Origin of the sequence: Actinomyces sp. Z5, from assembly GCF_003287795.1 — a bacterium.
In the GTDB taxonomy this organism is placed as follows: Bacteria; Actinomycetota; Actinomycetes; order Actinomycetales; family Actinomycetaceae; genus Actinomyces; species Actinomyces glycerinitolerans.
In genome coordinates this window covers 40,205-53,954 of the sequence record NZ_QMIN01000115.1, presented here as the reverse complement: position 1 = coordinate 53,954, position 13,750 = coordinate 40,205, and the positions used below count along the sequence as shown (strand labels likewise).

General features: G+C 66.6%; 10 protein-coding genes and 1 pseudogene. 4 read left to right on the top strand and 7 right to left on the bottom strand.

Annotation, left to right across the window (positions count from 1 at the left end; translation table 11 throughout):
- Positions 1–110: 110 nt before the first annotated feature.
- Positions 111–1,684 (top strand): annotated as a pseudogene (locus tag DRB06_RS15535) (IS1634 family transposase).
- Between the two features lie 396 nt (positions 1,685–2,080).
- Here DRB06_RS15535 and DRB06_RS15530 read toward each other — a convergent pair.
- From DRB06_RS15530 to DRB06_RS15515, 4 genes are all read right to left on the bottom strand, one after another.
- Positions 2,081–2,485, bottom strand: a complete 405-nt coding sequence (locus DRB06_RS15530; RefSeq protein WP_258522298.1) for a hypothetical protein — start codon at positions 2,483–2,485, stop codon at positions 2,081–2,083.
- A 194-nt stretch (positions 2,486–2,679) separates the two neighbouring features.
- Positions 2,680–3,081, bottom strand: a complete 402-nt coding sequence (locus DRB06_RS15525; RefSeq protein WP_258522297.1) for a hypothetical protein — start codon at positions 3,079–3,081, stop codon at positions 2,680–2,682.
- 131 nt (positions 3,082–3,212) lie between these two features.
- Positions 3,213–4,568, bottom strand: coding sequence for a hypothetical protein (locus DRB06_RS15520; RefSeq protein ID WP_258522296.1), 1,356 nt, complete (start codon positions 4,566–4,568; stop codon positions 3,213–3,215).
- Between the two features lie 45 nt (positions 4,569–4,613).
- Positions 4,614–4,955: a hypothetical protein gene (locus DRB06_RS15515; protein WP_111820437.1), complete on the bottom strand. Its 342-nt coding sequence runs from the start codon at positions 4,953–4,955 to the stop codon at positions 4,614–4,616.
- Between the two features lie 263 nt (positions 4,956–5,218).
- On the opposite strand from DRB06_RS15515, the gene DRB06_RS15510 reads away from it, so the two are divergent.
- The gene (locus tag DRB06_RS15510; protein ID WP_111820436.1) at positions 5,219–5,554 is read left to right on the top strand and encodes a hypothetical protein; all 336 of its coding nucleotides are present in this window, start codon (positions 5,219–5,221) and stop codon (positions 5,552–5,554) included.
- A 533-nt stretch (positions 5,555–6,087) separates the two neighbouring features.
- Here DRB06_RS15510 and uxaC read toward each other — a convergent pair.
- The 3 genes from uxaC to uidA form a co-directional block, all read right to left on the bottom strand.
- Positions 6,088–7,518, bottom strand: a complete 1,431-nt coding sequence (gene uxaC, locus DRB06_RS15505; RefSeq protein ID WP_111820435.1) for a glucuronate isomerase — start codon at positions 7,516–7,518, stop codon at positions 6,088–6,090.
- Positions 7,519–7,629: 111 nt separating this feature from the next.
- Complete coding sequence (locus DRB06_RS15500) at positions 7,630–8,742, bottom strand: LacI family DNA-binding transcriptional regulator (protein WP_111820434.1); 1,113 nt, start codon at positions 8,740–8,742, stop codon at positions 7,630–7,632.
- Between the two features lie 69 nt (positions 8,743–8,811).
- Entirely contained in the window at positions 8,812–10,629 is a 1,818-nt protein-coding gene (gene uidA, locus DRB06_RS15495; protein ID WP_111820433.1) for a beta-glucuronidase, read from the bottom strand.
- 444 nt (positions 10,630–11,073) lie between these two features.
- Here uidA and DRB06_RS15490 point away from each other — a divergent pair, with 444 nt between their 5' ends.
- The gene (locus DRB06_RS15490; protein ID WP_111820432.1) at positions 11,074–12,687 is read left to right on the top strand and encodes a mannitol dehydrogenase family protein; all 1,614 of its coding nucleotides are present in this window, start codon (positions 11,074–11,076) and stop codon (positions 12,685–12,687) included.
- The coding region (gene uxuA, locus DRB06_RS15485) for a mannonate dehydratase (protein WP_111820431.1) at positions 12,684–13,750 on the top strand (1,067 nt) is incomplete at its 3' end. The genes DRB06_RS15490 and uxuA, both read left to right, overlap by 4 nt.

The following is a 13,750-nucleotide window of genomic DNA, read 5'->3' as shown; positions in this document are numbered from 1 at the left end:
TCGTGCCACTTTTGGTGACATGACGTCGGGATCGTGGTTTTTCGTTGGTGTGGTGTGGTTGGGTTGGTGGTTGTGGGGCACTAATCCGGTGGCCTGTAGAGTGATGGGGTGTGAGCCCGTTTATTCGGAAGGTGCGTACAGCGTCGGGGGCTACGGCGGTGCAGATCGTGGCTAAGGAGCACGGGGTGCGCCGGATTGTGGAGCACCTGGGCTCAGCCCACGGGTGAGGCGGAGCTGGCGGTCCTGATGGAGGCGGGACGGGAGAAGATCCGGGGCGGCCAGGGCGTGCTGGACCTGGCCGGCCTGACACCTCAGGCCGCCGGCCAGGTCGCGCAGGCGGTAGTCGTCGCTCAGCGCTCGGCCCTGCTGTGGGATGTCCTGTGTGCGGCCTACGAGGCCCTGGGGCTGGGTGAGGCCACTGGCGGGGATGAGGGGTTTATGCAGATGGTGCTGGCCCGTCTGGTCGAGCCCACCAGTAAGGAGCAGGTACCCCGGGTGATCTCCGAGCTGGGTGTGCAGCCGGCCTCCAGGAGGACACTGTTCCGCTCGCTGGCGCGCTGCGCGGGCCGCCAGTGGCGGGAACGGATTGCGGACGCCTGCCTGCGGCATGTCACCGGCCGCGGGGACCTGAGTCTGTGTTTGTATGACGTGACGACCCTGTACTTCGAGGCGGAGAAGGAGGACGACCTACGGCGGGTGGGCTATTCCAAGGAGCGGCGGGTGGACCCGCAGGTCATTGTGGGGCTGCTGGTGGATAGGGCCGGCTTCCCCCTACAGATAGGCTGCTGGGAGGGCAACAGGGCCGAAACCAGCACGATCGTGCCGATGATCGAGGAGTTCCGGGAGGCGTCGGGGATTGATCACCTGGTCGTGGTGGCGGACGCCGGCATGCTCTCCGCGGCCAACCTCGAAGCGCTCGATCAGGCCGGCTTGGGGTTCATTGTGGGGTCCCGCATGACCAAGGCGCCGGCGGACCTGGCGGCGCACTTCGCCTGGCGCGGGGACGCCTTGGCCGATGGGCAGGTGATCGACACCATCACCCCACGTAAAGGTTCCATCAGCAGGGAACGCGACAGCGGCCTGCGTGATGAGCCCGTCTGGAGCCCAGTGGAGTTTCCGGGCTCGTGGCGGGCGATCTGGGCCTACAGCGCGCGCCGGTTCGCCCGGCACCAGCAAGACCCTCACCGCCCAGGAGAACCGGGCTCGGGCGGTGGTCGCCGGCCACAGGCGCCCCAAGGGCACCCGCTTCGTCACCACCCGTAAGGGCGACCAGGTGCTCGACGAGAAGGCTCTTGCCCGCGCCAAGAGACTGGCCGGGCTGAAAGGCTACGTGAGCAACATCCCCGCCGGCATCATGCCCGCCAGTGAGGTGATCGCCTCATATCACGAGCTGTGGCACGTGGAGCAGTCCTTCCGCATGTCCAAGCACGACCTGAAGGCCAGGCCCGTCTTCCACCACACCCACGACGCCATCCAGGCCCACCTCACCATCGTCATGGCATCCCTCGCGATAGCCCGCCACCTACAAGCCGCCACCGGAATCAGCATCAAACAACTCGTCCGCGAACTGCGGCCCCTCCAAGAAGTCACCATCACCATCAACGGCCACCACATCACCGCCCAACCCCAGACCACCCAGACCGCACAGCAAATCCTCAACAACCTAAACACCGCAGGGCACTAAACTGTCAGGAGTCAGGCCCCCGGCTCGCGGCTTGTCGGCCTCCAGCTGCCTGATCCGCTCAGCGTCCTGACTGGTGGTTCCCGGCCGGGCGCCCGCGTCGATCTCGCCCCTCCTACGTAGCAGGTGCGCAGCGCCTCGGGGCGGGGCGCCCAGCTCCTCGCCGATCTTCCAGGCCCGCCCCCTTAGACCACTCCGGGGTCCCCCGACGGGCCCCTGCACACCCCATCCTGGTAGCCCGCTCTCGCAGCCCTCTTCGGGATACTTCCACGGGTAGCACTCCCGGCAGTGATCCTTCCGTGTATTCACTGCCTCCATCAAACCCGGTGCAGTTCACCATGCTGTCGCTTCGCCGCCGGCATGTGAGCGCCGGCCGGGAAAGGGGCAGGGGTCATGGTGTCAGCGCGGCGCGCCACGAATGATCAGCCAACCACGCCCGAGCGGTCGTTCAAGTAGTAGCGCAGCGTCGCCTGCGAATCCAGTACGCCACGGCTCAGTGATGGTGCTGATGTCTATGTCCTCTAAGCCGCCACCGGATTGTTTTGCTTCAGGATAGCTCTCGACGTGTTCTCCGGGGTAACCGGTGTTGTTGGTAACGTAATCGCGGATGGCTTGGTCTTCGGCGGTGAAGGCGATGATATAGCCCCAGCCTCCGGGGTAGTTTTCGGCGAAGTTTACGGCTGGGGAGACCGAGAGGACTTCGGCGTTCTCGGGTAGCTCGTGTCCTTGGCCGATGGACAGGATGTCGTCCAGGTGCTCCATGTCCGCCGGGTAGGGGGCGCCCTCCTGCTGGTTCGCTGTCACTGCGGCCTCCTGGGTTGCGACTGACTGCGTGGGTGAGGTGCTACGTGAGTTTGACGTCGCGCCACAGGCCAAGAGCGCCAAGGCTCCAGCGAGCAGGACAGCGGCGAATAAGCCGGAGACTCGTCGTGATTCCACGCGCAACATGCGGGTGCGTTTGGAGACAGGGATTGGCGGCATGGGTAACCGCATGAGCGTCAGCGGGGCGCGCCGCGGATAATGAGCCAGCCACGCCCCAGCGGCCGCTCAAGCAGCAACATTGCGTCGCCGCCGAAACCTAAATCCCAGGGGTCTGAAATCGAACTCAAATCGACGTCCTCTAAGCCGTCTCTGCCTTGCTTCGCATTCGGGCCAGATATGTATTCGCCTGGGTGGCCTGTCTGCTCTGAAACGTAGTCGCGTATGGCTTGATCCTCGGATGTGAAGGCGATGATGTAGCCCCAGCCTCCGGGGTAGCTGGCGGCGAAGTTCACGGCTGGGGAGACTGAGAGAACTTCGGCGTTCTCGGGCAGCTCGTGTCCCTGCCCGATGGATAGTATGTCATCCAGGTGCTCCATGTCCGCCGGGTAGGGGGCGCCCTCCTGCTGGGTGGATGTCATGGTGGCCTCCTGGGTAGCGATAGACTGGGTGGGTGTGGCGTCGCGCGAGCCTGATACTGCTCCACAGGACGACAGCACCAGCGCGCTCGTGAGTAGGACACCGAGCGTAGCCCGTGGTTTCGCTGCGTTGATCATGGCCCAGTCCCGTGCTGCACTGATGATTTACCGACCAGATCGTACTCCTGAGCCATGCCCGCCTGATGCAGCTTCTGCATTTCGGCATCGGTTATATTCGCGGGACCTATCGGTGTGTCCTTATTGCGGTCCCAGTTGTACCGATCGGCCACGTGTACCCGGTAGTCGTAAGAGTAAGTGTAATCTGAGTTGGAGTCGGTTGGCGGGTATACGGTTACGGTGCCTTCTGTGCAGTACTGGTAGCCACCCGTCGCATAAAACCAGTTCTCGCTCTCGCTTTGTTGAGCGTAGCCAGACGTCCAATCGGTGTTGAAAGGGTAGGTCATCGGACCGGTCGCCCCGGAGGCTTTATAGTCGTCTACCGCAGCGTTGACCGCGCGAGTGACCTCAGTCTGTGAGCCTTCGTCCAAGCTGGACAAGTCATCGAGCATGCCGTCAACGTTTATGTATTGCGGCGTTCCGGTGTTATCCAGATAGTGGTTCAAATTAGCTGCGGCGTCTGGCCATGTATCCTCGAGTGCACGTGCGGCAAGCGTTGCCCCCTCGTGTACTAGGTGATCTCGCAGGGTGGCGTCGCGTTGTCCGTGCGGGCCAGATCCCTCGTCCGGAGTGTCGCCCGGATACTGCCATGGGTCTACACCCGGCATGTCGGCGTGTTCGCCGGGTACCGGATCGCCCAGGCCTGTTTTACTGGTGTTGCCGTCTGAGTTTCCCTTCCCGCTCGGCACGCTGCCCCTGGGCACCACACGTCCGGAGCGGGAACTCCGGGTGGCGGTGTCTCCTCCGACCTGGGACGGGTTAGAACGCGGATTTGGATTGGGGTCGGGCTTAGGTGATGGTCCTGGTTGCGGATTCGGCGTGGCTGAATTGAGTGCCTGGGCGTAGTCGGCGTCGACCTGGTTGGCCAGGGTGACGGTGGCTGCCACCATTCCGGCCAGTTCATCGGCCTGGGACTGGATGAGTTTCGCATCGGCCGTCGTCCCACCGGCGGAGCCGCCGGTCGTGGTTGCTGCCGTAGCGGCGGACATGTTGCTCGTCGTGGGGAGGATCGCGGTGACAGTTCCGTCATCGGCCAAGGACAAATTGGGATTGGCGCCGGCGTAGTCCTGGCACGCCAAGACCTGACGACGAACCGCGACCAGCCCGTCGCAGGCGGTGGCGGTGGCGGTCTGGAGCGAGCCGACCCGCGCGATAAGCTCGCTGTGTTCGGCGATGCTCGAGCGCAGCGCCGCGCGCATGGCGTTGACGCCCGAAGACCGCGAGGCCACCTGGCCCAGTGCCAACTCGGCATCTTCGTGTAGAGATGACAGGTGCGTGCCCATTGTCCTGAGCGAGTCCGAGGCTTCGGCCACGCCGTCGGGACTCCAAGTACGGATGTCTGCCCACGTCGCCATCGCTCAGGCCAACCCCTTCTCAATCGCCCACTGCAAGGCTGAACCGGAGGTGGTCCTGGGGGTCAGCTCGGCCATGGCCGCATCATTCGCACGGTGAGCGGATGCCAACTCGGAGGTGCCCGAGCCGACGTCCGCGTACCGACTGCCCAGGGCATCGGTCAAGTCCTTGAGTGAGGCGGCGGCCGCAGTCACCGCTCCGGAAGTGAGTGAGCCTGGCATAGCAGCCCCGATGCTGCTCAGGGCGCCGTCAGGATCCATGCTTCGCAGGTCGCTGTCCAACGTCCCGGCGCGAGCCGCCAACATCTCTAGATCGCCGGCGATGATATGAATGAACCCTTCGGGCATCGGCTGCGTTCCTTCTGAAGTCGGGTGTAAAACGTGCGGTGGAACATCTTTGGAGCGGCCCAAGGGGTTATGTGACCCTCAGGTAGGTCCCAAGCTGTTTGCGACGTTAGCTGCACGACACCTCCTTGTCAAATCCGTTATGAAGGCGCAGTTGGCTGTCGCGGTTACTGCCGCATCTGAGGGATTACATCACGGATTTGTTCTGACAACTGGCGTGAGGCGCGCTTGCCCTCCTAGGGTTATGAGTTATGAGGAGTTGGTATTTGTACATCGCCGCTGTAGTCCTGTTCGTGGCAGGGGTCGCCATGATCTTTGTCGAGCACGTCGGGCCGGAACCGGACATCAGCTGTGCTGGGCCTGATGATCCGTTGTCGGGCTACACATTTGAGGTCGACGGCGAGGAGTGCCCCATAAGCGTCGAGGACTTCAACGCCATCCTCGAATACGATCGATCGGCGCTGCCGGTGCGCCGCGCGGGCCTGGGGATCGCCGTCGTCGGCATCGGGGTGGGCATTGGCGGGATCGTCGTCGGCCGTCGTCAGAAGCGGGCCGCTCGCGCCGCCGCCGATGCCGTCCCGCCGCAGCAATACGGAGCCTGAGGCGCTGCGACGCGCGGGCGCTTGGGGGCCCGCTACGGCTTGATACGCGCCCGCTGCGGTTGCGGATGAAATCGCCGATCCATGTCTTGCCCCTGAAGCGGTCTTATTTAGAAGCAAGGTCGACGCTCGAGTTAAAGCGGTTATTCGGATCGGTGGGTGTGGTGCTTAGGGGCGGAGTGCTGCGATGAGGTGGTCGTTCTCGGGCGTGGGAGGTCGTTTTCGGGCCGACGAGGACGTCTTGGGCGAACCCGGGACGTCCTCGGGCTGGCGGTGTTGGTGGCCGACGGCGATTCGTTCGAGTTGTCGGAGTTATGCGGGCACCGGATCGAGGGTCGTGGCCCTTGGCGACGCATGGCAGCGGCACCGGGTGCCGCGCACAAGGCGCACACGGCTCGCCAACCGCGCATACTGGGGTGGGCCTACCAGCGGGTGGTCGCTCCGCAAGCTGTGGGACGCTGTCTCGGCTTGTGAAGCGCCATCTCCCAAACGGCTCATGCCGGCTGCCCCGCGTCTGTTGGGACCGAGTCGCCGTCTCAGTCCAGTTTGAAGGCACGGCGGGGGATCGCGTCCACCAGATCGTGGGCCACGGCAGCCGCCTCATCCATACTCAGCCGGTGCTCGACCACCAGTCGTGCCAGGAAGCCCGCGTCGCAGCGGCGCGCGATGCCGTGGCGCGCCGGAATCGAGCAGAAGGCCCGGGTGTCGTCAATGAAGCCGGAGGTCTTGTAGAAGGTCGCCGAACCCGTCGTCGCCTCCCGGAAGCGCGTGATCGCATCCGGCTCGTCGATGAACCACCACGGCACCCCCACGTACACGGCCCGGTACCAACCGGCCAGTGGCGCCAGTTCGCGGGAGTAGACCGTCTCATCCATGGTGAAGGGGATCAGGTGGAAGCCGTCGGCGTTGCCGTAGGCGTCCAACAGTGGCTGTAGGGCACGCGTGAACTCCACCGAGGTGGGAATGTCCCCGCCCACGTCAGCGCCGTACCGGGACAGTGCCCCGGAGTCGTGATTGCGGTACACGGCCGGGTGCAGCGTCATCACCAACCCGTCGTCCGCCGCCAGCCGCGCCTGGTCGTTCACCATGTGGCGCCGCAGCCGGGCGGCGTCGGCGGCGTCGATCCGTCCCGCCAGGGCGCGCGCGTACAGCACCTCCGCCTCCGCGTCCTCCAGCCGCTGTGTGCCCGCATCCGCATGCGAGTGATCCGAGGAGACCGCGCCACAGGCCTTGAAGAAGGCCCGTCGGCGCCGCATCGCCTCGACGTGCCCGGCATAGGTGGAAACCTCCTGGTCGGCCGCCTGCCCCAGCGCCTCGGTCAACTCCCGCCAGCCGGGCCGGGCCGGCTCCAGATAGGCGTCGGGGCGGAACGTCGGGATCACCCGGCCGTTCCAATCCGGGTCGGCGGCCAGGGCGCGGTGGGCGGCCAAGTCCGAGCACGGATCGTCCGTCGTCGCCAGCACCGCGATGTTGAAACGCTCGTACAGTGCCCGCGCCGTGAACGGCTCCGTGCGCAGGGCGGCGTCGATCTGGTCGTAGATCGCGTCCGCGGTGGCGGCCGACGGTCGAACCCGCACTCCGAACACGTCGTGGAAGACCTCGGTGAACCAGGTCTGTACCGGGGTACCGGCCAGCAGGTGCCAGTGCTCGCACAGCAGCCGGAATGCCGCCCGTGACCTCTCCGGGCTCAATTCGCTGCCCACCGGGACACCCAGTTGCTCCAGTTCCACCCCGCCCAGGGAGTGCAGCAAACGGTTGGTGTAGTGGTCCGGAGTGAGCAACAGGCTGGTGGGGTCGGCGAAGGAGACGTCCTGGGCCAGCCACTCGGGTGGGACGTGCCCGTGCGGGGAGATGATCGGCGCGTCGGCCACCTCCGCCAGGAGTTCGCGGGCCACCGCGCGGGTGGCCGGGTCGGCGGGCAGCAGCCGGTCGGGGTTAAGGGTCAGTGGCTGGACTGGGGCGGACACGGTGGTCTCCTTGGTAACTGGTGCTGATACTGGGGCATGGCGGCCGACGACGATGTCGGTTACGGGCTGCTCCCGCAAGGGGGCGCCGTCGTCGGGCGGGGGAGGCCGGGCTCAGGTGACGGGCGGCAGGACGGGTGGCGCCACGGGCGCCGGCCCGACGCTCTCCCGCTCCTGCAGGGACATCTCCAGCATGGTGACGGCCGGCTGCGGCTGGGACCGGTGGCGCAGGTGCCCGACGATCGCCGTCGCCGCCCGCATGCCCAGCCGCCGCGACCCGGCCGCCAGGGAGGTGAGCCCCGGGTTGGTCAGGGCGGACAGGTCCACGTTGTCCACGCCGATGATCGATACATCCTCGGGCACGCGCAGGCCGCGAGCGACCGCCGCCTTCATGAAGCCGATCGCCAGGAGGTCGTTGTAGCCGACAACGGCACTGGTCGGGTGGCGGCCCCACGTCTCCAAGGCGTGCAGTCCACCGCCGATGGTGGGGGAGAAGGGCCCGATCCGGCGCGGGCGCAGGCCGAGGGCATGACAGGCGCGGGTCAGCCCCTCCCAGCGAGTGCCGTTGGACCATGAGTCCGGCGGCCCCGCCAGGTAGGTCAGCTCGCTATGCCCGTGGGCGGCCAGGTGCTCAACGACGGCGCGCATCCCCTGTACGGAGTCCGACAGGATCGAGGTGACGCCGGGAACCTGCCGGTTCAGCGACACCACGGGCACGGCCCGGTTGAACTGTTGGATCGCCGAGTTGCTCATGCGGGAGGAGGCCAGGACGATCCCGTCGATCAGGTGCAGTACCTTCCCGATGGCGGCCCGCTCCTGGGCGGCGTTCTCCCGGGAATCGACCAGCAGCACCGTGTAACCGTTGGCGCGCGCCGACTCCTGCAGGCCGATCATGACGCGGCTGAAGAAGGGGTTGCCGACGTCGGCGATCGCCAGCGCGATCACATAGGTTTCCTCCGCGGAGCCGGCGGGACGGCGGGGCCGAGTGCGCTTGTAGCCCAACTGTTCGGCGACGACGTAGATGCGGTCGGCGGTCTCGGTTGACACCCGGCCGGGGCGGGTCAGCGCGCGGGACACGGTCGATGGCGCAACCCCAGCCGCGGCGGCGATGTCGTAGATCGTGATGGGCTTGTCACGCCCGCGCTCCTCTGCGCCCTGTGGACGCGTCGAGGCATTGTCGACGTCGGCTAAGGCGGTGGTGTCGTCGTCCGAGACTGTGGTTGGCAAGCGTGCTCCTTTCCGAGTGGCGGGCGGTGCCGCGTTGTCGCGGCCGGGAGTCCGAAGCGAGTGAGCGGGTCAACACTCGTGGCGGCGCCGCTTGCCCAGCCAACGGTCTCGCACCACGAAGGCATTCTGCTTGGGCTCCCGCGACCGGGTGAACATGCCCTTCTTGTTGCCGCCGACTCGGGTGGTGCCGGTCCCGGTCTGGAAGTCGGCGAAATTCCACATCTGCTCACCCACGATCTGCGGGTAGGCGTCGAAGACGCGGTGGTACATGGCCAGCAGGTCCACCTGAAACTCCTCGGACCACGGGCGGCGCAGCAGATCCCGCATACCGGACAGCGTGTCGGCCCCGTACTCGGTGAACAGGATCGGCTTGCCCGGTGCCCGCTCGATCCAGGCGTCGATCTCCGCTCGCAGTCCCGCCTCGGCGGCCGGCAGGTCGCCGTTGTTCACGTACCAGCCGTAGTAACGGTTGAGCATGACCACGTCGAACAGGTCAACCACCCGCTCCTGGGCGGGCTGTCCCATCATCACATTGACATAGCCGACCGGTCGGTTCGGGTCCGCTTCCCGGGCCGCGGCGGCCAGAGGCTCGAAGTATCGCAATGAGGCTTCGGTGTTGCTCTCCGGCTCGTTGGCCAGCGACCACAGCACTACGCACGGGTGATTCTTGTCTCGGGCGATCAACTCGCGGATGTGGTCGGCGTGAGCCGCCTGCGTATGTGCGTTCACGTGGTCCTCGCTGAACAAGGGAATCGGATCGCCCCCGAAGAAGCCGCCGATGATGGCCGTGTTCAGCCCGACCGCCGCCGTTTCGTCGATCACCACGAAGCCGCGTTCATCGGCGTAGTCCATGACCTCCTCGGCGTAGGGGTAGTGGGAGGTGCGGAAGGAGTTCGCGCCCTGCCACTCCATCAGCTCGAAGTCATGGACCATGAGCGCGGGGTCGTGTCCCTTGCCCCGTACCAGGTTGTCCTCGTGGCGGCCGTAGCCGCGGAAGTAGAACGGCTCCCCGTTGATGAGGAACTGCGAGTCGCGCACCGTCACGGTGCGCACGCCGAAGCGCTGCGGGTAGACGTCCTCACTCGCGCCGCCGTCCGCGGAGCCGCGGGCGTGCACCTCCAGCGTGTACAGGTAGCCGGAACCGGGCTGCCATAGGTTTACGTTGTCGATGGTGAGCGTCCCGGCGGCGCCTTCGGCATGGGCGACCTCCGCACCGGCGGCATCCTTGACGACGACGTGGACGTGCTCGGCGCCCTCCGCCTCAACGGTGTAGGTGACGCGTCCGGCGGTGCCCTCGGGGCTGGTGGCGTAGTCAGTGACGATGGTGACGTCGGTGACGGCGATCCGCGGCCGGGTATAAAGCACGACCGAGCGGTGGATGCCCGCGTAGTTGAAGAAGTCGTGGAAGTAACGCTGCACGGTGCGTCCCTGGGCGTCCTCCGCGAGGAAGCCCACGGGGATGGACTGCCAGGACAGTCGATTGTCCACGCGCACGGTGATGCGGAAGTCGCGCCCAGCCGTCACATGGTCGGTGATGTCGGCCTCGAAAGGAAGGTAACCGCCCGTGTGCTGGGCAACCTCGACGCCGTCGACCCACACGCGCGCCTCATGGGTCACGGAGCCGAAACGTAGAACCAGTCGGTCCTCGCCCAGATTGTGCGGGGCGACGGCCTCGCGCTCGTACCATGCAGGACCCACGTGGTCGTGGACTTCGGGGGCGATGGTGATGTCGTTGTAGGAGGCGGGCACCGGCATGGGGCGCGGTGCGGGCAGGGGTGTGGCGAACCAACGCTCGGCCTGACCACGGTCCTCCGGGTCGAGCTGGAAGCGCCACACCCCGTCGAGGGACACGACTGTGCGCGAGGCGGAATTGCGTACGGACAGCATGCGGGCTCCCTTGTCTGTCGCCCGCAGAGGCCTGCTCCACCGCGCCGTCGTGGAGCGTGGATTCTGCGGGGGCGTGTGTGGTGAACTACATTGCCATCCCACAACTTAGTCCCTGATCCGCCTACGAGTTGCCGTTTGTTGCCACTTGAAGCAGAGGGTGAAGGTGCGGCCGACGGCGTCCGTGCCTGAAGGCACTTCCTGCTCCAGCGCCTACTGCGAGCTTTTGTCATCTGTTTCGAGCTTTTGCACCCTGGTGTGTGGCAAATAGGTGCACAGCAGAGCACAAAAGCTCGTAGCAGAGGGGCGGTAGCACGCCTCCCAGGCTCCGGAGGGCTCCACGGCGGTCGGGTGGTCTTTGGCAACTCGTGGCAACTGGGGATATCGCTGCCGTCCGGGAGAGAATCTGCATTCAGTAGCGTCCGCAGCAAAGGAGCCGATCCGCCCATGAAACTGACCATAGAGGGTCTGCAGGATCGGGACGCGTTCCGGGACGCGGGTGTCGTCACGCCCGGCTTCGATGTCGCCGCCATGCAGGACGCGGGGAGACGCCGTCCGCGCTGGCTCCACCTGGGTGCCGGCAATATCTTCCGTGTCTTCCTGGCCCGTATCGCCGACGACCTCATCACCGCCGGACACCACTGGCCCATTACCGCCGTCGTCACCACCGACCCGGCCGGCTTCAACGCCCGGCTCGGCGCCCACGACCTACTCACCCTCGGCGTCACGCTCAACCCCGACGGCGGCCGCGATCTGCGCGCCATCGCCGGGGTGTGCGAGGCCCTGGTCACCCGCCGCGAGGGCGACCTCGCCCGTCTGTTCGCACTCGCCGCCGATCCAGAGGTCACGCTTGTCTCCCTGACCATCACCGAGAAGGGCTACGCCGTTCACGACGGCGCCGGCCGACTCCTGCCAGAGCTCGCCGACGCCGTCGCCACCGATCCCCACGGTTACCAGTCCCACGCCATGGCGGTGCTCGCGGCCCTTCTGCTGACCCGCTACGAGGCGGGCGGCGCCCCCATCACCCTGATGAGCTGCGACAACTTCAGCCACAACGGCGACCGGCTGCGAGAGGCGATCACCGTCATCGCCCGCGGCTGGGTGCAGGCCGGCTCCGCGGCGGAGAGTTTCCTCGCCTGGCTGGCCGACCCGACCCGCGTCGCCTTCCCCATCACCGTCATCGACAAGATCACCCCGCGACCCAGCCCGGCCGTCAGTGACGACCTGGCCCGGCTCGGCTTCACCGACATGGCGCTGGCCACCCGTGGACGCACCGCGATGGCCGGCTTCGTCAACGCCGAACCCACCGAGTACCTGATCATTGAGGACGCCTTCGCCGCCGCCCGCCCGCCCTTCGAACAGGCCGGCGCCCACGTGGTCGCACGCGAGGTGTGCGACAAGTTCGAGAACATGAAAGTCACCACCTGCCTTAACCCGCTGCACACGGCTCTCGCCGTCGCCGGCTGCCTACTGCGGATGCCCACGATTGATGCGGAGATGCGCGACCCGGCCCTGGAAGCGCTGGTCAGCCGCCTGGGCTGGGACGAGGGCCTGCCGGTGGTCTCCGATCCCGGCGTCGTCGCCCCCGCGGATTTCCTCACCGAGGTCCTGGGAACCCGCTTCACCAACCCCTACCTGCCCGACGACCCGGCCCGCATCGCCATGGACACCTCGCAGAAGCTGCCGATCCGCTTCGGACAGACCCTGCTGCGCTACCGCGAACGTGGCCTGGACCTGGGCGGCCTGACGGCCATCCCGCTGGTGATCGCCCTGTGGTGCCGCTATCTGACGGGCATTGCCGACGACGGTGCGCCCTTCACGCCGTCCTCCGATCCGCGCTATGAGGAGCTGCACGCCCACGTGGCCGGTCTGTCCCTGGGCGGGAGCGCCGACGCCGCGGCCATCCACGCCGCACTGCGACCCATCCTGTCCGACCCGACCCTGTTCGCCCTGGACCTGTACACCACCCCGCTGGCCGTCAAGATCGAGACACTGCTGGCGCGACTACTCGCCGGCCCCGGCGCCGTGCGCACCACCATCGAGGAGGAGATGCTGCCATGAAGATGACCTTCCGCTGGTATGGGGAGGCCTACGACCCGATCCCCCTGGAGCATGTGCGCCAGATACCCGGCATGACCGGCATCATGGGGGTGTTGGACCAGTACGCCGCGGGCGAGGTCTGGAGCCGGGAGGACATCGGCGCCCTGGTGGATCGGGTACACGCCCAGGGCCTCGAGTGTGAGGTGATCGAGTCCGTCAATGTCCACGAGGACATCAAGCTGGGACTGCCCAGCCGTGACGCCTACATCGCCAACTACTGCCAGACCTTGGAGAACCTGGCGGCGTTCGGCATCAAGGTGGTCATTTACAACTTCATGCCGGTGTTCGACTGGTTGCGCACCGAGTTGTACCACCGCAACGAGGACGGCTCGACCTGCCTGTACTACAACCACGCCGACGTCGAGGGCATGGGACCGCGCGAGATCGTCGCCATGACCGAGCGCGCCTCCGGCGGGCTGACCCTGCCCGGCTGGGAACCCGAGCGGCTGGGCCGGCTGGAGGAGGTGCTCGCCCTGTACGAGGGCATCGATCACGCCCGAATGCGCGAGCACTACCGCTACTTCCTTCAGGGCGTCATCCCCACCTGTGAAAGGGTCGGCATCCGCCTGGCGGTCCACCCCGATGACCCCGCCTGGGACCTGTTCGGCCTGCCGCGCGTGTGCAAGAACCGGGACGATCTGGACGCCATCGTGGGCCTGGTCGACTCCCCGGCCAACTCCCTGTGCGTGTGCTCCGGGTCCCTCGGCTCCAACCCGGACAACGACGTGCCCGCGATCTTCCGCGAATTCGGTGAGCGCGGCCGCATCGCCGCCGCCCACGTGCGCAATGTCAAGCACCTGGGCCCCAAGCACTTCCAAGAGGCGCAGCACCTGTCCGCCGACGGCAGCCTGGACATGGCCGCCATCGTCGAGGCCATCTACGACACCTGCCCCGACGTCTACGTGCGCCCCGACCACGGCCGCATGATCTGGGGCGAGACCGGCCGCCCCGGCTACCCGCTGTACGACCGCGCCCTGGGAGCCACCTACATCAACGGCCTGTACGAGGCCACCGCCAAACTCAA